This is a genomic window from Streptomyces sp. NPDC012794, from assembly GCF_042901085.1.
GTDB lineage: Bacteria > Actinomycetota > Actinomycetes > Streptomycetales > Streptomycetaceae > Streptomyces.
Genome location: NZ_JBIBCI010000010.1, coordinates 201766 through 223095, shown reverse-complemented (window position 1 = coordinate 223095; position 21330 = coordinate 201766). Strand labels below are relative to the sequence as shown.

Annotated in this window: 22 protein-coding genes and 2 riboswitches; of the genes, 11 read left to right on the top strand and 11 right to left on the bottom strand. The window is 71.7% G+C overall.

The features are described from left to right. Positions 1-100: 100 nt before the first annotated feature. The 10 genes from ACFY7H_RS20630 to ACFY7H_RS20585 all read right to left on the bottom strand — a co-directional run bounded on the left by ACFY7H_RS20630 (position 101) and on the right by ACFY7H_RS20585 (position 10975). A complete protein-coding gene (locus tag ACFY7H_RS20630) occupies positions 101-952 on the bottom strand; it encodes a thioesterase family protein (RefSeq protein WP_388939891.1) in 852 nt (283 codons plus the stop codon). Positions 953-1009: 57 nt separating this feature from the next. Beyond that, positions 1010-1666, bottom strand: a complete 657-nt coding sequence (locus ACFY7H_RS20625) for a trimeric intracellular cation channel family protein (RefSeq protein WP_388939889.1) — start codon at positions 1664-1666, stop codon at positions 1010-1012. A gap of 253 nt (positions 1667-1919) precedes the next feature. Next, positions 1920-2984 carry an ABC transporter ATP-binding protein gene (locus ACFY7H_RS20620; protein WP_388939887.1) on the bottom strand — a complete coding sequence of 355 codons (1065 nt, stop codon included), beginning with the start codon at positions 2982-2984 and terminating at the stop codon, positions 1920-1922. A gap of 5 nt (positions 2985-2989) precedes the next feature. Then, positions 2990-4051 carry an ABC transporter ATP-binding protein gene (locus ACFY7H_RS20615; protein ID WP_388940012.1) on the bottom strand — a complete coding sequence of 354 codons (1062 nt, stop codon included), beginning with the start codon at positions 4049-4051 and terminating at the stop codon, positions 2990-2992. Positions 4052-4080: 29 nt separating this feature from the next. Next, a complete protein-coding gene (locus ACFY7H_RS20610; RefSeq protein ID WP_388939885.1) occupies positions 4081-5082 on the bottom strand; it encodes an ABC transporter permease in 1002 nt (333 codons plus the stop codon). A gap of 205 nt (positions 5083-5287) precedes the next feature. Beyond that, positions 5288-7003 carry an ABC transporter substrate-binding protein gene (locus tag ACFY7H_RS20605; protein ID WP_388940010.1) on the bottom strand — a complete coding sequence of 572 codons (1716 nt, stop codon included), beginning with the start codon at positions 7001-7003 and terminating at the stop codon, positions 5288-5290. Positions 7004-7097: 94 nt separating this feature from the next. After that, positions 7098-8090, bottom strand: coding sequence for an ABC transporter permease (locus ACFY7H_RS20600; protein ID WP_388939884.1), 993 nt, complete (start codon positions 8088-8090; stop codon positions 7098-7100). Between the two features lie 612 nt (positions 8091-8702). Beyond that, positions 8703-9443: an enhanced serine sensitivity protein SseB C-terminal domain-containing protein gene (locus tag ACFY7H_RS20595; RefSeq protein WP_388939883.1), complete on the bottom strand. Its 741-nt coding sequence runs from the start codon at positions 9441-9443 to the stop codon at positions 8703-8705. Between the two features lie 62 nt (positions 9444-9505). After that, positions 9506-10240: an enhanced serine sensitivity protein SseB gene (locus ACFY7H_RS20590; protein ID WP_388939881.1), complete on the bottom strand. Its 735-nt coding sequence runs from the start codon at positions 10238-10240 to the stop codon at positions 9506-9508. Positions 10241-10339: 99 nt separating this feature from the next. Beyond that, positions 10340-10975 carry an AAA family ATPase gene (locus tag ACFY7H_RS20585; protein ID WP_388939879.1) on the bottom strand — a complete coding sequence of 212 codons (636 nt, stop codon included), beginning with the start codon at positions 10973-10975 and terminating at the stop codon, positions 10340-10342. 258 nt (positions 10976-11233) lie between these two features. After that, a riboswitch (glycine riboswitch) is annotated at positions 11234-11337 on the top strand. 177 nt (positions 11338-11514) lie between these two features. Here ACFY7H_RS20585 and gcvT point away from each other — a divergent pair. The 11 genes from gcvT (at position 11515) to ACFY7H_RS20530 (ending at position 20857) form a co-directional block, all read left to right on the top strand. Then, the gene (gene gcvT / locus ACFY7H_RS20580; RefSeq protein ID WP_388939878.1) at positions 11515-12630 is read left to right on the top strand and encodes a glycine cleavage system aminomethyltransferase GcvT; all 1116 of its coding nucleotides are present in this window, start codon (positions 11515-11517) and stop codon (positions 12628-12630) included. A gap of 78 nt (positions 12631-12708) precedes the next feature. Continuing rightward, the gene (gene gcvH / locus ACFY7H_RS20575) at positions 12709-13089 is read left to right on the top strand and encodes a glycine cleavage system protein GcvH (protein ID WP_388939876.1); all 381 of its coding nucleotides are present in this window, start codon (positions 12709-12711) and stop codon (positions 13087-13089) included. Positions 13090-13104: 15 nt separating this feature from the next. After that, positions 13105-14361, top strand: coding sequence for a serine hydroxymethyltransferase (gene glyA, locus ACFY7H_RS20570; RefSeq protein ID WP_388939874.1), 1257 nt, complete (start codon positions 13105-13107; stop codon positions 14359-14361). Positions 14362-14694: 333 nt separating this feature from the next. Continuing rightward, a complete protein-coding gene (locus tag ACFY7H_RS20565) occupies positions 14695-16077 on the top strand; it encodes an L-serine ammonia-lyase (protein WP_388939873.1) in 1383 nt (460 codons plus the stop codon). Between the two features lie 174 nt (positions 16078-16251). Then, complete coding sequence (locus tag ACFY7H_RS20560; RefSeq protein ID WP_388939872.1) at positions 16252-16662, top strand: SsgA family sporulation/cell division regulator; 411 nt, start codon at positions 16252-16254, stop codon at positions 16660-16662. An 85-nt stretch (positions 16663-16747) separates the two neighbouring features. Continuing rightward, on the top strand, positions 16748-17260 hold the full coding sequence (locus ACFY7H_RS20555) for a hypothetical protein (protein ID WP_388939870.1): 513 nt from the start codon (positions 16748-16750) through the stop codon (positions 17258-17260). Positions 17261-17375: 115 nt separating this feature from the next. Continuing rightward, positions 17376-17600: riboswitch (cobalamin riboswitch) on the top strand. A gap of 28 nt (positions 17601-17628) precedes the next feature. Continuing rightward, positions 17629-18327 (top strand): energy-coupling factor ABC transporter permease, encoded by a 699-nt coding sequence (locus ACFY7H_RS20550; RefSeq protein ID WP_388939868.1) that lies wholly within the window; start codon positions 17629-17631, stop codon positions 18325-18327. Further along, positions 18327-18680: an energy-coupling factor ABC transporter substrate-binding protein gene (locus tag ACFY7H_RS20545; RefSeq protein ID WP_388939866.1), complete on the top strand. Its 354-nt coding sequence runs from the start codon at positions 18327-18329 to the stop codon at positions 18678-18680. Before ACFY7H_RS20550 ends, ACFY7H_RS20545 begins: the two co-directional genes overlap by 1 nt. A 3-nt stretch (positions 18681-18683) precedes the next feature. After that, positions 18684-19433, top strand: coding sequence for a cobalt ECF transporter T component CbiQ (gene cbiQ / locus ACFY7H_RS20540; protein ID WP_388939865.1), 750 nt, complete (start codon positions 18684-18686; stop codon positions 19431-19433). Continuing rightward, entirely contained in the window at positions 19424-20281 is an 858-nt protein-coding gene (locus ACFY7H_RS20535) for an ATP-binding cassette domain-containing protein (protein WP_388939864.1), read from the top strand. The genes cbiQ and ACFY7H_RS20535 overlap by 10 nt, the downstream gene beginning before the upstream one ends. Before the next feature lie 9 nt (positions 20282-20290). Next, on the top strand, positions 20291-20857 hold the full coding sequence (locus ACFY7H_RS20530; RefSeq protein ID WP_388939862.1) for a PadR family transcriptional regulator: 567 nt from the start codon (positions 20291-20293) through the stop codon (positions 20855-20857). A gap of 45 nt (positions 20858-20902) precedes the next feature. Here ACFY7H_RS20530 and ACFY7H_RS20525 read toward each other — a convergent pair whose 3' ends face one another. Next, positions 20903-21115 carry an EF-hand domain-containing protein gene (locus tag ACFY7H_RS20525; RefSeq protein WP_388939860.1) on the bottom strand — a complete coding sequence of 71 codons (213 nt, stop codon included), beginning with the start codon at positions 21113-21115 and terminating at the stop codon, positions 20903-20905. Between the last annotated feature and the right edge of the window lie 215 nt (positions 21116-21330).

Below are 21330 nucleotides of genomic sequence, written 5' to 3'. Positions count from 1 at the left end.
AGCCCCCTGCCCCGGTGGCTCCCGCCCGGGGTGCGCGCGGGCGCCGTGACCCCGAGGCGCCGGCCCCGGTTCCGGGAACCGGGGCCGGCGCCCCCTCGCGTCAGCGCGGGGCGCGCGCCAGCTGGCGGGACTGGGCGACCAGGCGGTCGGCCGAGTCCCAGACCTCGGCGTCCTCCTCCAGGAAGCCGCCGGCCAGGTTGCGGGTGACGATGCCCACCCGCAGCGGACCCGGGGCCGGGCGGTGGCGGATGTGCGTGGTGAGCTCCACGGTGGGGGCCCACCCGAGCAGGCCGAGGTCGAAAGCGGTCGGCGGCAGTGCGTCCACCGCGAGCAGCAGCGACAGCGGGTCGGCGTCGCGTCCGTCGGCCAGTTCGAACCAGGCCCGCATCTCGCCCTTGCCGGACGGCGCTCCGACCGCCCAGCCCGCCGTCGCCGGGTCCAGCCGCAGCCGCAGCCGGTCCACGATGGCGCTGCTCCCGGGGATGGGGGCCGGACCGGCCTCGGGGCCGAGGCAGTCCTCGTACGCGGGCATCACCGGCGGCCGCGCCACCGTGTGCACGGTGTCGGGGAGGGCGGCGAGGTCGCCGTACGAGGCGAGGACGCGGATGCGCTCGATCTCGGCGCCGTTCGCGTCGTACTGGAACAGCGAGGCCTGGCCGGTGGAGAGGGTGCGGCCGACGCGGACCACCTCGGTGCGGATCACGGCGGGGCCGGGCACGGAGGAGGTGAGGTAGTGGGCGGAGACGGTGAAGGGGTCCGGGTGCGGCAGGGCCGCCGCGAGGGCCCGGCCGACCAGGGCCAGCAGATAGCCGCCGTTGACGGCGGTGATGATCGTCCAGCCGGCGGACAGCTCCGCGTCGTACACCCCGGGCTCGCCCGGGCGGGCGGTGATGGTGGTGTCGCGGTCGAATTCGCTGTCGCCGATGGAGGCCTGGGCCGCTGCGTAAGACATGCCGACGACGGTACACCGGTAAGCTACTAAGCGGTAGCTTTTGTTTCGGGGACGGAACTACGGCTCTTCGGCCACCGAGGAGCGCCGGTTCCAGGCCAGCGGGGCCCGCCAGTGGTACTGCATCGCGAGCAGGCGCAGCACGAAGGTGGTGACGGTCGCGAGCGCGGTCGTGAAGGGGTTCAGCACCTCGAAGCTGATGAAGACGGCCACCATGGCGGCACCCACGACGGCGGGCACGGCGTACATCTCGCGGTCGCGCAGCAGCGACGGCACCTCGTTGGCCAGTACGTCGCGCAGCACACCGCCGCCGACGGCGGTGGCGACGCCGAGCGCGGCGGAGGACGTCAGGCCGAGGCCGTACTCGTAGGCCTTGGTGGTGCCCGACACGCAGAACAGGCCGAGGCCGGCGGCGTCGAAGACGTTGATGGCCCGGTTGATGCGCTGGACCTCGGGGTGGAGGAAGAAGACGAGCGCGGCGGCGATCAGGGGGGTGACGAAGAAGCTGAGCTCGCTGAAGGCGGCGGGCGGGACGGCGCCGATGCAGAGGTCGCGCAGGAGGCCGCCGCCGAGGGCGGTCACGAGGGCGAGGACGGCGATGCCGAAGACGTCGAAGTTCTTGCGGACCGCGAGGAGGGCGCCGGCGGTGGCGAAGACGAAGATGCCCGCGAGGTCCAGGACGTGCTGGATGCCGGGCGGGAAGAGATCGTGGAGCACCCCGCCATTGTCGCCCGCCACGGAGCCGCCGCCCGCCGGGGCCGAAGCGCGAAGCCGAAGCGCGGGCGGAAGCGCGGGGCGGGGGGCCTGTACGGCCCCGACGCCCCGGGGGCCCCGACGCCGCCCGCGCCCGCCGGACCGGCTCCGGCGCCGCGGCGGCGCGACGCCGGAGGGGCACCCCTACGCCGAACCACCCGAGCGGCGCGGCGGGCGCGAGGCCACGGAGCCGGTGCCGCGCCGCGCGGGCGGGGTGTCAGGAAGACGCGGCCGGGGCGTTCTCCGGGTGGTGGCAGGCCGCCTGGTGGCCCGGCTTGAGGGCGACCAGCGGCGGGTCCTGCTTCGCGCACAGCTCCGTCGCCTTCCAGCACCGCGTGTGGAAGCGGCACCCGGCCGGCGGGGAGATCGGCGAGGGCACGTCGCCCTTGAGCAGGATGCGGCCGCTCTTCGCGCCGCGCCGCCTCGGGTCCGGGACCGGGACGGCGGAGAGCAGCGCGTTCGTGTACGGATGCATCGGCGACTCGTACAGCGACTTGCGGTCGGCCAGCTCCACGATCTTGCCGAGGTACATCACCGCGATGCGGTCCGAGACGTGCCGGATGACCGACAGGTCGTGCGCGATGATCACGTACGTCAGGCCGAGCTCCTCCTGGAGGTCGTCCAGCAGGTTCACCACCTGCGCCTGGATCGACACGTCGAGCGCGGAGACCGGCTCGTCGGCGACGACCAGCTTCGGCTTGAGGGCCAGGGCGCGCGCGATGCCGATGCGCTGGCGCTGGCCGCCCGAGAACTCGTGCGGGTAGCGGTTGTAGTGCTCCGGGTTCAGGCCGACGAGGGCGAGCAGCCGCTGGACCTCCGCCTTGATGCCGCCCTCGGGGGTGACGCCCTGGAGCTTGAAGGGGGCCGAGACGATCGCGCCGACCGTGTGCCGGGGGTTCAGCGAGCCGTACGGGTCCTGGAAGATCATCTGCACGTCGCGGCGCAGCGGGCGCATGCCCGCCACGCTCAGGTGCGTGATGTCCTTGCCCTCGAACTCGATGCGGCCGCTGCTCGGTTCCAGCAGGCGGGTGATGAGGCGGCCCATCGTCGACTTGCCGCAGCCGGACTCGCCGACCACGCCGAGGGTCTCACCGCGCCGGACGTCGAAGTCGATGCCGTCCACGGCCTTGACGGCGGTGGTCTCGCGGCGCAGCAGCCCCTTGTTGATGGGGAAGTGCTTGACCAGGCCCGTCACCTTCAGCAGCGGTTCCGCCTCGGTGACGGTCCCGGAGCCCGGGGCGGAGCCCTCGGCGGGGTCCTGGGCGGCGGTGTCCTTCTTCATGTCCGTCACAGCTTCGGCGCAATCTCTTCGGTCCAGATCCGGGTCCGCTCCTCCTGCGACATGTGGCAGGCGGACCAGTGCCGGCTGTCGTCCTGGGTCAGCTCGGGCCGCTGGGTGCGGGTGATGCCCCCCTTGGGCACGTCGGCGTAGGGGCACCGGGGGTTGAACGCGCAGCCGCTCGGGATGTTGATGAGGCTGGGCGGCGAGCCCTTGACCGGGATCAGCCGCTCGGTCTGGTCGCGGTCGATGCGCGGCATGGAGCCGAGCAGTCCCCAGGTGTAGGGGTGGCGGGGTTCGTAGAACACCTTCTCCGCGGTGCCGCGCTCGACGCACCGGCCGCCGTACATCACGAGGATCTCGTCGGCCATCTCGGCGACCACACCGAGGTCGTGCGTGATCATGATGACCGCGGAGCCGAACTCCTTCTGGAGGTCGCGGATCAGGTCGAGGATCTGCGCCTGGACGGTGACGTCCAGGGCGGTGGTCGGCTCGTCCGCGATGAGCAGTTCGGGGTTGTTGACGAGCGCCATCGCGATCATCGCGCGCTGGCGCATGCCGCCGGAGAACTCGTGGGGGTACGCGTCCACGCGCTGGTGGGGCTCCGGGATGCCGACGCGGTCGAGCATCTCGACGGCGCGGGCGCGGGCCTTCTTCTTGTCCACGTCGTGGTGGGTCCGGTACGCCTCGACGATCTGCTTGCCGACCGAGTAGTACGGGTGCATCGCGGACAGCGGGTCCTGGAAGACCATCGCCATCTTGCGGCCGCGCAGCCGGCGTACGTGGTCGGCGTCGGCGCTGACCAGGTCCTCGCCGTCGAGCACCACCTCGCCCGAGATGTGCGGGCGGCTGCGCGCGTTGCCGGTGCGGTGCAGGCCCATGATGGCCAGCGAGGTCACCGACTTGCCGGAGCCGGATTCGCCGACGATGCCGAGGGTCTTCCCGCGCTCCAGGTCGAAGGTGAGGCCGTCGACGGACTTCACCAGGCCGTCGTCGGTCGGGAAGTGGACCTTGAGGTCGCGCACGGAGAGGAAGGGGGCCGCGTCGCGCGCGCCGCCCTGCTCGGGCACGAAGGCCGGCTGGTCGGAATCGTTCTTGGTCACGTCAGCCTCACGCGCGGGTCGATGACGGCGTACAGCAGGTCCACGATCAGGTTGGCCATCACCACGAACAGCGCGGCGAGCAGGGTGACCCCCATGATCACGGGGAGGTCGCCGGCACCGATGGCGGCGACGGCCGCCGTCCCGAGGCCCTGGAAGTTGAAGGTGGTCTCGGTGAGCACGGCGCCGCCGAGGAGCCCGCCGAGGTCGAGGCCGAACATCGTGACGACCGGGGTGAGCGTGGAGCGCAGGGCGTGCTTGCGGATGACCACGGACTCCTTGAGTCCCTTGGCCCGGGCGGTGCGGATGTAGTCCTCGCCGAGCACCTCCAGCATGGTCGCGCGGGTGATGCGCGCGTAGGTGGCGGCGAAGAGGAAGGCGAGGGTGACCCAGGGCAGGATCAGGCTGTTGAGCCAGGCCAGCGGATCCTCGGTGAGGGGTTTGTAGTTGGAGACGTCCAGCCAGCCGAGGCTGTAGACGAAGATCGCGGGGGCCACCATGCCGGTGAAGAAGATCGGCAGGGAGACGCCGGCGAGCGCTCCGACCATGACGGTGCGGTCGATGGCGGTGCGGCGCTTGAGGGCGGAGATCACGCCCGTGGCCACACCGGCGATCACCCAGATCACGGCCGCCCCGAGGGCGAGCGAGAGGGTGACCGGGATGCGGTCCATCATGGTCTCCCAGACGGGCGCCTCGGTCTTGAAGGAGTAGCCGAAGCAGGGAGCCGCACAGTGGGTGATCTCGGTGCCGCCGTCGTAGTCGCGGCCGGCGAAGATGCCCTTGACGAAGAGCAGGTACTGCTCGGAGATGGGCTTGTCGAAGCCCATCTTGACGCGGATGCCCGCCAGGGCGGTCTCGTTGGTCTCCCGGCCGGCGTACATGAGCGCGGGATCGCTGCCGGTCAGCTTCGGGACCGCGAAGAAGATGCCGAAGGTGACCAAGGAGACCACCAGCAGCGTGGCGGCGACGTTGAACAGCCGCCGTATGAGGTAGACGAGCACTGCAGTCGGCCGCCCGGGGCTGTTGGCCGCCGCCCCTCGTGGGGGCGGCGGCCAGCGCCTGCGGCCTTCACCTGCCCTTCGGACTAGCGCATGTGCGGTGAAGGCACTTACTTACGTGCTGAGTTGCGGTTGCCTGCCCGGCGGTCGGCCGGGCTGCCCGGCTGCCCGGCTCATCGCCGGGCAGCCTGCTACTTCTGTGCTCCTGCTACTTCTGCGCGATGCCCACGGTGGCGAGGTCGATCTTGCCGAAGGACTCGTTGAAGAAGACGTTCGTCAGGCGCGGGTTGTGGTAGACGAGCGCCTTGTCGAAGTTGATCGGCAGGTAGAGCGCCTTGTCCATGACCTTCTTGTTGATCTCCCCGTAGAACGGGGCGGCGGCCTCCGGGGAGGGGGCGGCAGCGGCCTTGTCGAACAGGCCGTTGATCTCGGGGTCGTTGACCTCGGTGTAGTTGTTGTTGCCGTTCGGCAGGATGAACGATCCGTCGACCAGCGGCTGCAGGAAGCCCGCGCCGGAGTTGTAGTCGGCGCCCCAGCCCATGACGATGATGCCGTAGCCCTTCTTCTTCACGTTCTCGGGCGAACCGATCGTGGAGGAGGAGAGCTTGCCGTCGAACTGGTCGATCGTCGCCTTGATGCCGACCTTGGCGAGGGAGGCCTGGAGGGACTCGGCCGTCTTCACCTCGGGGGCGCGGTTGTTGCGCACCGCGATGGTGGTCTCGAAGCCGTCGGGCTTGCCACAGGCCTTGAGGGCCTCCTTGGCCTTGGCCTCCTGCGGCTTGCCCTTCGTCAGACCGAAGGGGTCGTAGCTCTTGTCCGAGCCGGGGACGCCGGCCGGCAGCATGTTCGCGCCGAGGTCACCGCTGGTCGGGCCGCCGCGCGCGGTCTGGAGGGACTTCGGGTCGGCCGCGTAGATGACGGCCTTGCGGCACTCGATGTTGTCGAACGGCGCGACCGTCTGCGGGAAGGCGAAGTAGCGGATGTAGCCCGTGAAGGGGTTGTCCGCGTTCTTCTTGAGGTTCGCGTCCTTCAGGATCTTGTTCTTCGCGGCCTGCTGGACACCGGTGCCGTCGACGGCCATGTCGATGTCGCCCGAGAGCAGGCGCTGGTCCATGTCGTCCGGGTTGGTGGTGACCGTGAAGGAGACCTTGTCCGGCAGACCCTTGCGGATCGGGTCCGTCTTCGGGTCCCAGTTCTCGTTGCGGACGAAGGTCGCGCCCTTGCCGGCGGTGAAGCTCTCGACCTTGTAAGGACCGGTCGACATCGGCTTGTTGGTGTAGGTCGCGCCCGTGTCCTTGCCCATCGGGACCGGCGAGGAGGACGGCATGGCCAGCAGGTAGCTGAAGTCCGAGTTGGCGCTCGCCAAGTTGAAGACGATCGTCCGGTCATCCGGCGTCTCGACCGTCTTCAGACCCATCTTGTTGGGGTCCGTGTCCTTGTACGGGCCGGGGTACTTCTGGCCCTGGTCCAGGAGGTCGATCAGGTAGGTCGGGCCGCCGGACAGGACGTCCTGGGCGAAGACGCGCTCGATGCCGTACTTGATGTCCTTCGAGGTGATCGGCGTACCGTCCTCGAACTTCACCCCCTCCTTGAGCTTGAGGGTGTACGTCTTGCCGTCGTTGCTGATGACCGGCAGGGCCTCGGCGAGGTCCGGGACCACCTTGGTGCCGTCCTTGCCCGGCTTGGCGTCGTAGGCGAGCAGGCTGCGGACGTAGAGCCGCTGCATGTTCCACACGAAGCCGTAGTAGGCGCGCGCCGGGTCGAGGTAGTCGACGTCCTGGGGGGACCAGAGCTTGAGCTCGCCGCCCTTGTCCTCCGAGGGGTTGATCACGGCGGTGGCGGCACCGCTGTAACCCTTGCCGCTGTCGCCGTCGGCCTTGTTCTCGGCCTTCTTGTCCCCGTTGCCACCGCACGCGGCGGTCATCGAGAGGGCGGCGATCACGGCGGTGATCGCGAGAGCCTGCTTTCTGCGGATCACGGTTGTCCAACCTCCATAGGTGGTGAATCGAAGAAGCGGTTCAGCTGCCCTTGGGGTCGAGTGCGTCGCGCAGCCCGTCCCCGAAGAGGTTGAACGCCAGGACGGTGATGAAGATCGTCATGCCGGGGACCACCATGTACATGGGGTCGTCCTGGTAGATGGGGACGGCGTCGGAGAGCATCTTTCCCCACGAAGCGGTGGGCGGCTTCACGCCGGCGCCCAGGAAGCTGAGGGCCGCCTCGGTCAGGATGTTGGTCGGGATGATCAGCGTGGCGTAGACGAGGATCGGCGCGACCAGGTTCGGCAGCAGCTCCTTGATCAGGATGTAGCCGCGGCCGGCTCCGAGGCTGCGCGCGGCCTCGACGTACTCGCGTTCACGCAGGGAGATCGTCTGGCCCCGGACGATGCGGCCGATGTAGGGCCAGCCGAAGAAGCCGATGACGAGGATGAGCACGCCCATGCGGACGCCCGAACCCTCGAACCCCCACAAGGAGTTGGGGACGACGGAGACCAGGGCGATGGTGAACAGCAGCTGCGGGAATGCCAGCAGCAGGTCCATCAGGCGGCTGATGATCCCGTCCACCCAGCCGCCGAGGAAGCCGGCGAGGGCGCCCAGGAGGCTGCCGAGGACGACCGAGACGAAGGCCGCCAGGAAGGCGACGACCAGCGAGATGCGGGCGCCGTAGACGATCCGGCTGAACACGTCGCGCCCGTTGGTCGGTTCGACGCCCAGCAGGAAGTCGGAGCTGATGCCGCCGAAGGAGCCGAGCGGCGTGCCCAGGTCCGGGTCGATCATGTCCTCGTGGAACTCGTTGGGGTCGTGGCCCAGCAGGTTCACGATCAGCGGCGCGAAGACCGCCACCAGGATCAGGAGGATCACGATCACGCCGCCGGTCAGCGCGACCTTGTCGCGCTTGAGCCGCATCCAGGCGATGCGGCCGGGCGAGCGGCCTTCGATGGCCTTGGCAGGGACGTCGGCTACGGACACGGGTGCGGGTGTTTCCGCGCTCGTGTCGTGCAGTGGTGCCGTCATCGTGGTGGGGACCCCTCTCGGCCGACGGGTGGGTCGGCCCATGCCCGCCGCTGTGGCGGCGTTGGTGCGGAGTGGCGCTCGAGTGCTCGGGGCACGTGAACGCGTACGAGGTGCGAGGTGCTGGCGGTGCGGCCGTGCTGTGGGTGGAGCAGGGTGCGGTGCGGGCGGTGCGGTGCTGCTGAGGTGCGGGAAGTACGGGTGCGCCGTGTCGGGACGAACGGCGGAACCACGTGCCGAACCGCGTCCGAGAGGACTGACCGGCTCTTGGGTGGGGAGTCTTCATCGGGCGCTCGACCAGCCGCCAGACCCGCAGATGAATGGATGCGCAACCGTGATCTGAGGCCGTGGTTCCCGTTATCCGGACTCCGCTGACGGCTCAGCGGAGCAAGACCGTCCGTTCGGTACACAAACGGACATCAGGGCCAACTCAGTGGAGTACCGCGTCAATTGGACGCCCGTCTGCGGTGATATCCGGACAAGGCGAAGGCCGCCGGGAACCATGGTTCCCGGCGGCCCGGTGTCCGTCGGACGGGTCCGTCTCAGGGTCCGGGCGCACCCGGGAAATCCCTGTAAGCAGCTCGGGGAACGCGCCCCCGGAGCCCCTGGAGCGGCTCAGTAGGCGGCCGCCTGCCCCTCGCGGTCGTAGAAGGGCCGGGTCTGCGCACGCAGCCACATCGCCACCGGATCGTGCTCGTCCGCCAGCGCGACCGTGCACACCGGAACTCCCTCGGGCACGGCGCCGACCGACTGGCGCATCATCTCCCGTACGGATTCCAGCGCGGGCGCCGAGGCGTCGTACAGGTCCAGTCCCACCGCGAGGTACGCCGACCCGAGCGAGGGCTGCACCCAGGCGCGGCGCAGCGACCTCACGGCCGGCGTCCGGTGCGCGTGCTGGGTCAGCAGCCCGTAGAACTGCGGGAGTTCCAGAGCCGGCTCGGACAGCCGCAGCGGTCCCGCGGGCATCCGGTCCAGGCCGGTGGCGACCCGGCGCAGGTCGGCCCACGGCACGCCGAGGCCGCCGCCCTGGGCGTGCGGGTTGACCCACAGCCCCCAGCGGTCCGGGTACAGGGCGCGGGCGATGTCCCGGCCGGTGACGACCTCGTAGCCGCGGTTCCAGCCGCTCGCGGCCAGCTCCTGCGGGGAGGTCACGCAGGGGGCGTAGCCCAGGCCCTCGACCTCCATGCCGCCGTACTGGGCGTCCGGCGAGCCCGGCTGCCCCTGCCACAGCAGCATCCACAGCCTGCCCTCGGCGAGGGCGCGCAGGAATGACTCGTAGCTCTCATAGCGCCCGGGAGTCACCTGGCGCAGCATGTGCTCGACCTGCCCGGCCGCGGCCGTGCCTGACGCACTCACCCGGTACCCCTCTTCGTCTTCTTCCGCCCGTCGTCCACACGTCCCAACCAGCTTAAGCGGCGCTACGGCAGGTAGAAGGGGCGTACGCGCTCACGAATCCAGTCCGTGACCGGGTCCTCGGCGGCGTCCAGCAGGATCAGCTGCACCGGCCAGGGCGCCGGTACGCGGGCCAGGGCGCGGCCGAGCGCCTCCAGCGGGGCGTTCCGCGCCTCGGGATCCCATCCCGTCAGCCGGACACCGATGAAGAGCTGGGGGTCGCCGCCCTCGACACTGGCGAGGCAGCGGTGGGCGGCCGCGACCGCTCCGGTGGTCCGGAACTCCTCGGCGGCGGCGGCGAGGAAGTCCACCGGGTCGTCCTGCCAGTCGGGTTCGAACAGCCGGACGCGGCCGCCGGTGGCCGGGCCGTCGAGCTCGGTACGGCCGGTGCGGCACAGCTCCGCGACGGCGGCCGGGGGCAGCGGGACCCCGACGGCGCCCTCGGGGTTCAGGGCGATGCCGAGCTGCGGGGGCAGGCCGCGGGCGAACTCGACCGCGGGGGCGACCGCGAAGTCCATGGCGGGGCCGGCGGCGAAGCGGAACTGGGCCTCCGAGCTGTAGACGGGGACGTACGCCTCGCCGCCGATCAGCATCGTGGGGAGGTCGAGGGAGGTGCTGTCGGGACCGCCGCCCTGGGGCAGCGGCACCCAGACCCGGCTGCGGCCGAGCGCCTCCAGGATCTGCGGGCCGGCGTCCGCCCGGCCGAGCACCGCTCCGAGCACCTGCTCCAACTCGTTCGCCGGCCAGCCGTTGCCCGTCATGTGCGCCCGCTCTCCCTGTTCCGCGCCGATGTCGCCCCGAGGCTACCTCGGCCTACGGCGGGGGGCCGGGGCGGGCGGCTCGCCGCGGACGCCGCCGCCTCAGGCGTCGAAGGCGATCCGGTTCAGGGCGGAGGCCGCCCGGCGGTCCAGCAGGGTGACCGTGGCGCAGCCGCGCGGGGGGCGGCCCGATTCGGCCGCGGCCAGGAGGCGTGCGACCGCGCTCCGGTGACGGGCGAAGGCGTACGCCGACACCCGGCGGCCCCGCGCGGCCTGCCCGGCCAGGGCCTCCTCGGGGGTGGTGTCGAGCAGCAGCAGGTGCAGGGACCGGCCCCGCTGCCGGGCGGCGGCGGCCAGCAGGGCCCGCACCCACGACTGGGTGCCGCAGTCGTGGACCACCACAGAGGCGCCGGAGCGCAGCTCGCGCCACAGCCCCCGGTAGTGGGCGGCGCGCACCAGCGGCCGGTACACCGCGTACGGCAGGGCGGACGGCATGCGGCGCTCCCAGCGCTCGCGGGTGTCCTGGGAGTCGATGCCGGTCTCGGCGGCCCGATTGATCAGGGTGCTCTTGCCGCCGCCCGGCAGCCCGGACACCACGACGATGTCCCCGGCGGCGTAGCCGAGCCGGTGCGGCCCCGCGGACCGTCCCCGCAGGTCACGCACCGGACCGCCGGCCGCCGCGGGGCGGGCCGCGCTCCGCGGCGCCGGGACCGCCCCGACCGTGCCCGTGGTCGTCACCACTCCGAACCTCCGCACAGTGAATCGTCTCCCCCCGAATCGGGCCGCGAGGGCCCCATGCCCACTGAATGTAAAGAGACGGTAATCCGCCGGCCGCGGTTGCGGGCGGACGTTCCACAGCGCGGACGGCCGGGCGGCGCGCGCGGCGGCCTCCGCGGAGCGCGCGGACCGCACGTTCTTGCGGGCCCCACTGCCCCCTCCCGCCCGTCCCGTGCAATGATGTGCGCCATCTGGACACCAAACTGCATACCGGCCGCTTGAATCCGCGCGGGAGAGTCCCGGCAGGCCGCGAGGCCGTGCCCGGGCGCCGAAGGAGCAAGTACCTCCCTTGAATCTCTCAGGCCCCGTACCGCGTGGATGAGGCAGATCTGAAAAGCGAGCCCCGCCGCGTCCGTCCCCGACGGCCCGGCGCGTGCTCCACCCAAGGTGCAAGTCGGCGTTCCCCCTCCGGGAACTCTCGGCGAACCTCTCAGGTTCCGATGACAGATGGGGAGGAACCTCCTCGTCATGTCATGCCCTGGGACCCGGGAGCCACACCCATGAGCACTGCCCCCCGCCTGACCGCGCTCGACGCGCTGCACCGCTCGCTCGGTGCGACCATGACCGACTTCGCGGGCTGGGACATGCCGCTGCGCTACGCCAGTGAGCGCGACGAGCACAACGCCGTGCGCACCAAGGCCGGCCTGTTCGACCTGTCCCACATGGGCGAGATCACCCTGACCGGCCCGGAGGCCGTGAAGGCCCTGGACTACGCGCTCGTCGGGAACATCTCCACCGTCGGCGTCGGCCGTGCCCGCTACACGCACATCTGCCAGGAGGACGGCGGGATCCTGGACGACCTGATCGTCTACCGTCTCGGCGAGACCGAGTACATGGTCGTCGCCAACGCCTCCAACGCCCAGGTCGTGCTGGACGCGCTCACCGAGCGCGCCGCCGGCTTCGACACCGAGGTCCGCGACGACCGTGACGCGTACGCGCTGATCGCCGTCCAGGGCCCGGAGTCCCCCGGCATCCTGAAGTCGCTCACGGACGCCGACCTGGACGGCCTGAAGTACTACGCCGGCCTGCCGGGCACCGTCGCGGGCGTGCCCGCGCTGATCGCCCGCACCGGCTACACGGGCGAGGACGGCTTCGAGCTGTTCGTCTCCCCCGGGCACGCCGTGGAGCTGTGGCAGGCGCTGACCGAGGCGGGCAAGGACGCCGGTCTGGTGCCGGCCGGCCTGTCCTGCCGCGACACGCTGCGCCTGGAGGCGGGCATGCCGCTGTACGGGCACGAGCTGACCACCGCCCTCACCCCCTTCGACGCCGGGCTGGGCCGGGTCGTGAAGTTCGAGAAGGAGGGCGACTTCGTCGGCCGTGCCGCCCTGGAGGCCGCCGCCGAGGTCGCCGCCACCAAGCCGCCGCGCAAGCTGGTCGGTCTGGTCGCCGAGGGCCGCCGCGTCCCGCGCGCCGGCTTCCCCGTGGTCGCCGGCGGCGAGGTCGTCGGCGAGGTGACCTCCGGCGCCCCGTCCCCCACGCTGGGCAAGCCGATCGCGATGGCGTACGTCGACGCGGCGCACGCCGCGCCCGGCACCTCCGGCGTCGGCGTCGACATTCGCGGTACGCATGAGCCCTACGAGGTCGTGGCCCTGCCCTTCTACAAGCGGCAGAAGTAACCCTCGTACCGGCTCCACCGTCTCAGCCCGCAAGACCACCGTTCGTATCCACCTCCCCGCATCCAGGAGAATCAGGTCATGAGCAACCCCCAGCAGCTGCGTTACACCAAGGAGCACGAGTGGCTGTCGGCCGCCGAGGACGGCGTCGCGACGGTCGGCATCACGGAGTTCGCCGCCAACGCGCTCGGTGACGTCGTCTACGCCCAGCTCCCCGCGGTCGGCGACACCGTCACCGAGGGCGAGACCTGTGGCGAGCTGGAGTCGACCAAGTCGGTCAGCGACCTGTACTCCCCCGTCTCCGGTGAGATCGTCGAGTTCAACCAGGACGTCGTGGACGACCCGGCCCTGGTGAACTCCGCTCCCTTCGAGGGTGGCTGGCTGTTCAAGGTGCGCCTGTCGGAGGAGCCGAAGGACGCGCTCTCCTTCGACGAGTACACCGCCCTCACCGCCGGTAACTGACCCCAGGGGATCCTGATGTCCGTTCTGAACACCCCTCTCCACGAGCTCGACCCCGACGTCGCCGCCGCCGTCGACGCCGAGCTCGTGCGCCAGCAGTCGACCCTGGAAATGATCGCGTCGGAGAACTTCGCTCCGGTCGCCGTCATGGAGGCCCAGGGCTCGGTCCTGACCAACAAGTACGCCGAGGGCTACCCCGGCCGCCGCTACTACGGCGGCTGCGAGCACGTCGACGTGGTCGAGCAGATCGCGATCGACCGCGTCAAGGCGCTGTTCGGCGCCGAGGCCGCGAACGTCCAGCCGCACTCGGGTGCGCAGGCCAACGCCGCCGCGATGTTCGCGCTGCTGAAGCCGGGCGACACGATCATGGGCCTGAACCTGGCCCACGGCGGTCACCTGACCCACGGCATGAAGATCAACTTCTCCGGCAAGCTCTACAACGTGGTCCCGTACCACGTCGACGAGACCGGACAGGTGGACATGGCCGAGGTCGAGCGCCTCGCCAAGGAGTCCAAGCCGCAGCTGATCGTCGCCGGCTGGTCCGCCTACCCGCGCCAGCTGGACTTCGCCGCGTTCCGCCGGATCGCGGACGAGGTCGGCGCGTACCTGATGGTCGACATGGCCCACTTCGCGGGTCTGGTCGCCGCGGGCCTGCACCCGAACCCGGTCCCGCACGCCCACGTCGTCACCACCACCACGCACAAGACCCTCGGCGGTCCGCGCGGCGGTGTCATCCTGTCGACGCAGGAGCTGGCCAAGAAGATCAACTCCGCGGTCTTCCCGGGCCAGCAGGGCGGCCCGCTGGAGCACGTGATCGCGGCCAAGGCCGTCTCCTTCAAGGTCGCGGCCTCGCCGGAGTTCAAGGAGCGCCAGGAGCGCACCCTGGAGGGCGCGAGGATCCTCGCCGCCCGCCTGGTGCAGGACGACGTCAAGGCCGTGGGCGTGGACGTCCTCACGGGCGGCACCGACGTGCACCTGGTCCTGGTCGACCTGCGCAACTCCGAGCTGGACGGCCAGCAGGCCGAGGACCGCCTCCACGAGGTCGGCATCACGGTCAACCGGAACGCCATCCCGAACGACCCGCGGCCCCCGATGGTCACCTCGGGTCTGCGGATCGGTACGCCGGCCCTGGCGACCCGCGGCTTCGACGCCGAGGCCTTCACCGAGGTCGCCGAGATCATCGCGCAGGCGCTGAAGCCGGACTACGACGCCGCCGACCTCAAGGCGCGCGTCTCGGCCCTGGCCGCGAAGTTCCCGCTGTACCCGTCGCTCTAAGGACGGCCCTGGGGGCCCGGCCGTGTTCTCGCACAGGGCCGGGCCCCTTTTCACGGCCCGAACCTCCGCCGGGCCCCGGCCCGGCGGCCCGCCCGGCCGGGCGTCCGTCCGGGGCGGCCGAGGCCGAAATCACTCCGGGCAACGCCCCGGCGCGGGGACCGACCCCCGCATGAACGACGTACGCTGCTATAGCAGGGCAAGGGCGCCCACCGGCGCTCTTTGCCCAAACCTCCGCAAAGTCCGCCCATCCGTCGGCTGCCCCCGCTACCCCCGCAGGCAGCTGGACGGGTCGTTGTTTCCCCGTCACAGCGGGGAGGTTCCGGGAGTCCGCCAGTGGCCATCTCCGTTTTCGATCTCTTCTCGATCGGCATCGGTCCTTCCAGCTCGCACACGGTCGGTCCCATGCGCGCGGCGCGCATGTTCGTGACGCGGCTGAAGAAGGACGGCGCCCTCGCCCAGACCGCCTCCGTCCGGGCGGAGCTCTTCGGCTCCCTCGGCGCGACCGGCCACGGGCACGGCACGCCCAAGGCGGTCCTGCTCGGGCTGGAGGGCCACTCCCCCCGCACCGTGGACGTCGAGAGCGCCGACGACGAGGTGGAGCGCATCCGCAAGAGCGGCAAGCTGCGTCTGCTGGGTGCGGAAATAGGCGGTGCCCACGAGATCGACTTCGACGAGCCGAACCAGCTGATCCTGCACCGCCGCCGCTCCCTGCCCTACCACGCGAACGGCATGACCCTCTTCGCGTACGACGCCTCCGGCGCCCCGCTGCTGGAGAAGACCTACTACTCGGTCGGCGGCGGCTTCGTCGTGGACGAGGACGCGGTCGGCGAGGACCGGATCAAGCTCGACGACACGGTGCTGAGGTACCCCTTCCGCTCGGGCGACGAGATGCTGCGCCTGGCCAACGAGACCGGTCTGTCGATTTCCTCCCTGATGCTGGAGAACGAGAAGGCCTGGCGCACGGAGGAGGAGATCCGCGAGGGCCTCCTGGAGATCTGGCGCGTCATGCAGTCCTGCGTCTCGCGCGGCATGTCCCGCGAGGGCATCCTGCCGGGTGGGCTGCGCGTCAAGCGCCGGGCCGCCTCCACGGCGCGCCAGCTGCGCACCGAGGGCGACCCGATGATGCACCGCAGCGAGTGGACGACGATCTACGCGATGGCCGTCAACGAGGAGAACGCGGCGGGCGGGCGCGTGGTGACCGCTCCCACGAACGGCGCGGCGGGCGTGCTGCCGGCGGTCCTGCACTACTACGTGAACTTCGTGCCCGGCGCGGACGAGGACGGCGTGGTCCGCTTCCTGCTCGCCGCGGGCGCGATCGGCATGCTCTTCAAGGAGAACGCCTCGATCTCCGGCGCCGAGGTCGGCTGCCAGGGCGAGGTCGGCTCCGCCTGCTCGATGGCGGCGGGCGCCCTCGCCGAGGTCCTGGGCGGCACCCCCGAGCAGGTCGAGAACGCCGCCGAGATCGGCATGGAGCACAACCTCGGCCTGACCTGCGACCCGGTCGGCGGCCTCGTCCAGATCCCCTGCATCGAGCGCAACGGCATGGCCGCCGTCAAGGCCGTCACCGCGGCGAAGATGGCGATGCGCGGGGACGGCAGCCACAAGGTCTCCCTCGACAAGGTCATCAAGACCATGAAGGAGACGGGCGCCGACATGAAGGTCAAGTACAAGGAGACGGCGCGCGGCGGGCTCGCGGTCAACGTGATCGAGTGCTGAACCGATAAGGATCTCCGGGCGGGGTCCGGACCGGTGTGCGGACCGGGTCGTGGCCGAAAAGAGGCCGTGCGGCCCGGCCCCTCGGGACCTTCGGCCCCGGAGCGCGCCCACGGGCGGCGATAGCGTGCGGGGAGGGGCGCCGGACCACCCCCGCACGACGAGAGGCAGCCGCCGATGGCCATCATCACCGACCACCGACTCCTGCCGCTGCGGCTGGAAGCCGCCCCCCTGAGCGTGCCCCTGACCGGCCGCTTCGTCTACCGCACGGACCGCCCGTACGAGGTGGCCGTCGACCTCCGGGGCGCTGGGGCCCACCTCGCCCGCTGGGTGTTCGCGCGCGAGCTGCTGCTCGACGGGCAGCACGCGCCCACCGGCGAGGGCGACGTACAGGTGTGGCCCCGCTGGAGCGGCTCGGAGCCGCGCGTCCTGCTCGGCTTCAGCAACGGCGAGCTCGGCTGCGTGGTCTCCGCCCGCGCCAGGGACGTGCGCGCGCTGTGCCGGCGGATGACGGAGCTGGTGCCGCGCGGGCAGGAACGGCGCCACTACGACCTGGACGCGCAGCTGAGCGCGCTGCTGGCGTACTGAGGCGCGGCGCGCGGAACCGCGGGCGCCCCGGCGGTGTCCTAGGAGATGACAGGCAGTCCCCGTCTCACGGAACCGGGGAGACATCATGCGTCACCCGCACCGCCGCCGGATCGTGGCCCTGGCCACGGGCGCCCTGCTCACCGCCGGGCTCGCGCTCTCCACGTCGCCGGCCTCCGCCGCCACCACGTCCACCCGCACCCAGACCCCGCTCGTCGTCAACGCGCGCTGGGGCGGGCACTGCACGTTCGACCGGATCGTGATCGACCTCCAGGGGTACGTCCCCCCGGTCACCGTCACCCCCGTGTCCCAGCTGGTCTACGACGGGTCCGGCAAGCCCGTGCCGCTGGCCGGGAAGTACTTCCTGGAGATCCGGCTGCACCCCGCCGCCGCCCACGACGACGCGGGGCAGAACGTCTACCAGGGGCCCAAGCTCCAGAAGATCTACCTCAGCAAGCTCAAGGGCATCGCTCTGACCGGCGACTTCGAGGGGTACGTGACCTTCGGCGCCGCCTTCGACACCCAGCCGTCCTACAGCACCTCCGTCCTGCACTCGCCCGAGCGGTTCGTGCTGGACATCGCGCACCCGAACACCTGCTGACCCGAGCGGGTACGGACGGGGGGCCCGGGACGCGTGACGTCCCGGGCCCGCCGTCGTATCAGGGGGGCGGCCGCCGGTGTCCGGGGGTCCGGGTTGTGACGGTCCGTGCGGACGACTAGGGTCATCGGGCCTTGGTGTTCGGGAAACCGGTGGAAAACCGGTGCGGCCCTCGCCACTGTAATCGGGAAGTCCGGCTCCAATCCTCCCTGACGCCGTCCGGGAGGCGCCCCCAGCGGGCAGGCCACTGGGCCCACGCGGGAGACCGCACGGGCCCGGGAAGGCGGAGCCCGGGCATCATGACCCGTGAGCCAGGAGACCGGCCGAGGCGCGTCGTCCATCCACGAGGTGCTGGAGAGGTCTCCCAACTCATGCATATCGCCGAGGGGTTCCTGCCCCCTTTGCACGCGGCCGCCTGGGGCGCCGCGTCCGCCCCCTTCGTCGTCCACGGGGTCCGGGCCCTGACCCGCGAGGTGAAGGCGAACCCGGAGAGCACGCTGCTGCTCGGGGCGTCCGGTGCGTTCACGTTCGTCCTGTCCGCCCTGAAGATCCCTTCTGTGACGGGAAGTTGCTCGCACCCGACCGGAACGGGGCTCGGAGCCATCCTCTTCCGTCCGCCGGTCATGGCGGTGCTCGGCACGATCACCCTGCTCTTCCAGGCGCTGCTGCTGGCCCACGGCGGGCTCACCACGCTGGGCGCCAACGTGTTCTCGATGGCCGTCGCGGGGCCCTGGGCGGGCTACGGCGTCTACCGGCTGCTGCGCAGGTCCGGCCTGCCGCTGATGGTGGGCGTCTTCTTCGGCGCCTTCTTCGCCGACCTGATCACCTACTGCGTGACCTCCGTCCAGCTGGCGCTGGCCTTCCCCGACCCGGCGAGCGGCTTCCTGGGCTCCCTGGAGAAGTTCGCGGGCATCTTCGCCCTCACCCAGATCCCCCTCGCCGTGAGCGAGGGCCTGCTGACCGTGCTCGTGATGCGGCTGCTGATGCAGTCCAGCGCGGCGGACCTGGTCCGGCTCGGCGTCACGAAGCTGACCGGCGGCAAGCGGACCGAGCAGGGGGCGGCACTCTGATGACCAGGAACACGAAGATCAACACCCTGCTGCTGCTCCTGGTGGCGGCACTGGCCGTGATCCCGCTCGCGCTGGGGCTCGGCGAGGGCAAGGAGGAGCCGTTCGCCGGCGCCGACGCCCAGGCGGAGGCGGCCATCACGGAGCTGAAGCCGGATTACGAGCCCTGGTTCTCCCCGTTGTACGAACCCCCCTCGGGCGAGATCGAGTCGGCGCTGTTCGCGCTCCAGGCGGCGCTCGGCGCGGGCGTCCTCGCCTACTACTTCGGCGTCCGCAAGGGCCGGCGCCAGGGCGCCGCACAGGCCCTCGCCGAGGCCGGGGCGGCCGAGAAGACCCGCACCACCCCGGAGCCGTAGGCGGTGCTGCCGATCGACGTGGCGGCCCACTCCAGCCGCTGGCGGGGCCGCCACCCCCTGGAGAAGGCCCTGCTGGGGTTCGGGCTCACGGTCACCGCCGTGTGCCTGCCGCCCTGGCCCGGCGGGCCGCTGGTCGCCGCCGCGACCCTGGCCGTGCTGCTCGGGCCCGCCGGGGTGCCCGGGCGGCAGCTGTGGCGGGCCTTCCGGGTCCCGCTCGGGTTCTGCGTGACCGGGGCCCTGCCGCTGATGGTCTCGGTGGGCAGCCCCGACGGCTTCCTCGCCCTGGCCCCGGACGGGCCCCGGCACGCGGCCGAGCTGCTGCTGCGCACCTCCGCGGCCTCGCTCGGGGTGCTGCTGTTCGCCTTCACCACACCGGTCTCGGACGTGCTGCCCCGGCTGGTGCGGGCCGGGGTGCCCGCACCCGTGGTGGACGTGGCCCTGGTCATGTACCGGATCGGCTTCCTGCTGCTGGACTCGATGGCCCAGGTGCGCCGCGCCCAGGCGGCCCGGCTCGGGCAGACGAGCCGGGCCGCGGTGTGGCGTTCGCTGGCCGGGCTCGCGGCGACCTCGTTCGTCCGGGCCTTCGACCGTGCCGCCCGGCTCCAGCAGGGGCTGGCGGGGCGCGGCTACGACGGCGCGCTGCGGGTGCTCGTACCCGACGCGGCGCTGTCCCGGCGGTTCCTGGCGGGGTCCGCCGCCCTGCTGGCCGCCCTGGTCGCGGGGACCCTCGTACTGAAGGAGCTGTGGCTGTGACCCCGTTGGTGGAGCTGGTCGGCGCGGGTTACGCGTACGAGGACGGCCCGGCCGTGCTGTCCGGGGTGGACTTCGCCATCGCCGAGGGCCGGGCGCTGGTGCTGCTGGGCCGCAACGGCAGCGGCAAGACCACGCTGATGCGGCTGCTGAGCGGCGGGCTGCGGCCCGGCACGGGGGCGCTGCGCCTCGGCGGCGCGGAGGTGGCGTACGACCGCAAGGGCCTGGTCCGGCTGCGCACCTCGGTGCAGCTGGTGGTGCAGGACCCGGACGACCAGCTCTTCGCCGCCTCCGTCGGGCAGGACGTGTCCTTCGGCCCGATGAACCTGGGACTGCCGGCCGCGGAGGTCCGCGAGCGGGTGGACGCCGCCCTGGCCGCGCTGGACATCACCGCGCTGCGGGACCGCCCGACGCACCTGCTGTCGTACGGGCAGCGCAAGCGCGCGGCGATCGCGGGCGCGGTGGCGATGGCCCCGCGGGTGCTGATCCTGGACGAGCCGACTGCCGGGCTCGACCCGGACGGGCAGGAACGCCTCCTGGACGTCCTCGCGGGGCTGCGCGCGACCGGCACCACGGTGGTCATGGCCACCCACGACGTGGACCTCGCGGTCCGCTGGGCCGACGACGCGGCCGTGCTGACCCCGGCCGGGATCCGTACGGGCCCCGCCGGGGAGCTGCTGTCGGACCCGGAACTGCTGGCGTCGGCGGGCCTGCGCCAGGCCTGGGCGCCGGCGGTGACGGCCCTGCTGCGCGCGCACGGCCTGCTGGCGGCGGGCGTGCCCGGTCCGCGGGTGCCGGAGGCGCTGGCCGAGTGGCGGCCGGCGGCGCCGCCGGCCCGGCCGCAAACCTAGGATGGCGGCATGTCGCTGCCGCACGCCATCCTGACCGCCCTGCTCGAGAAGCCCTCCTCGGGGCTGGAGCTGACCCGGCGGTTCGACAAGTCGATCGGCTACTTCTGGTCCTCCACGCACCAGCAGATCTACCGGGAGCTGGGGCGGCTGGAGGAGGCCGGGCTGATCCGGGCGCTGCCGAGCGAGGTGCCCGTGCGCGGGCAGAAGAAGGAGTACGAGGTCCTGCCCGACGGCCGCGCGGAGCTGGCGCGGTGGGTGGACGAGAGTCAGGACCCGAAGCCGGTGCGGGACGCACTGCTGCTGCGGATCCGTGCGGCGGCGGTGGTCGGCCCGCAGCGGCTGGGGCCGGAGCTGCGGCGCCATCTGGAGCTGCACCGGGCGCAGTTGGCCACGTACGAGGCCATCGAGGCGAAGGACTTCCCGCCGGGGCGGGACGCGGCCGCGGACCGGTTGCGCCGGCTCGTGCTGCACGGCGGCATCGCCCTGGAGGGGTTCTGGCTGAGCTGGCTGGAGGAAGCGCTGTCCGAGGTGGAGAAACTGGCTTCGGGGGAGGCTCCGCCGGAGGACGGGGCCTGACGCGCCCCCGCCCCGGCCTGCGGGGCGGAGGCGGACGCGCCGCGCTTACTTGTTCAGGGAGGCCCAGAACTCGTCGAAGCTCATCAGCTTGTCGCCGTCGCTGTCCTTGGCGGCGATCACGGAGTCCGCGATCGCGGCGGTGACGTAGTGGTCACCCATCGCCCTCATGGCCGCGCTGTACTCGTCGGCCGTGACGAAGCCGTCACCGTTCACGTCGAACTTGTCGAACGTCGCCCGTGCGCTCTCGATGTCAGCCACTGGGTCCACCCCTTCTCGGTGCTTGTTGACCGGCTCAGGGTAACGGCACCGGACGCGCGGGCACTCCGGGGGTCCCGTCCGGGCCGCGGAGGGGAATCCGACGGCCCGCGCGCGCTCCTCCGGAAGCGGTCACCGGGCGGGTGGGCGGAAGCTTTAATTCCAGCTGATGGATCCGGCCACGGCTTGTCACGCTCCGGGATCACGGCATAACGTAC

Bases quoted from the DNA above. Each gene is read 5' to 3' on its own strand.
- ACFY7H_RS20630 (WP_388939891.1), bottom strand. From the start codon at position 952: ATGTCTTACGCAGCGGCCCAGGCCTCCATCGGCGACAGCGAATTCGAC.
- ACFY7H_RS20620 (WP_388939887.1), bottom strand. From the start codon at position 2,984: ATGAAGAAGGACACCGCCGCCCAGGACCCCGCCGAGGGCTCCGCCCCG.
- ACFY7H_RS20605 (WP_388940010.1), bottom strand. From the start codon at position 7,003: ATGACCGCCGCGTGCGGTGGCAACGGGGACAAGAAGGCCGAGAACAAG.
- ACFY7H_RS20600 (WP_388939884.1), bottom strand. From the start codon at position 8,090: ATGACGGCACCACTGCACGACACGAGCGCGGAAACACCCGCACCCGTG.
- ACFY7H_RS20590 (WP_388939881.1), bottom strand. From the start codon at position 10,240: ATGACGGGCAACGGCTGGCCGGCGAACGAGTTGGAGCAGGTGCTCGGA.
- gcvT (WP_388939878.1), top strand. From the start codon at position 11,515: ATGAGCACTGCCCCCCGCCTGACCGCGCTCGACGCGCTGCACCGCTCG.
- gcvH (WP_388939876.1), top strand. From the start codon at position 12,709: ATGAGCAACCCCCAGCAGCTGCGTTACACCAAGGAGCACGAGTGGCTG.
- glyA (WP_388939874.1), top strand. From the start codon at position 13,105: ATGTCCGTTCTGAACACCCCTCTCCACGAGCTCGACCCCGACGTCGCC.
- ACFY7H_RS20560 (WP_388939872.1), top strand. From the start codon at position 16,252: ATGGCCATCATCACCGACCACCGACTCCTGCCGCTGCGGCTGGAAGCC.
- ACFY7H_RS20555 (WP_388939870.1), top strand. From the start codon at position 16,748: ATGCGTCACCCGCACCGCCGCCGGATCGTGGCCCTGGCCACGGGCGCC.
- ACFY7H_RS20550 (WP_388939868.1), top strand. From the start codon at position 17,629: ATGCATATCGCCGAGGGGTTCCTGCCCCCTTTGCACGCGGCCGCCTGG.
- ACFY7H_RS20545 (WP_388939866.1), top strand. From the start codon at position 18,327: ATGACCAGGAACACGAAGATCAACACCCTGCTGCTGCTCCTGGTGGCG.
- ACFY7H_RS20530 (WP_388939862.1), top strand. From the start codon at position 20,291: ATGTCGCTGCCGCACGCCATCCTGACCGCCCTGCTCGAGAAGCCCTCC.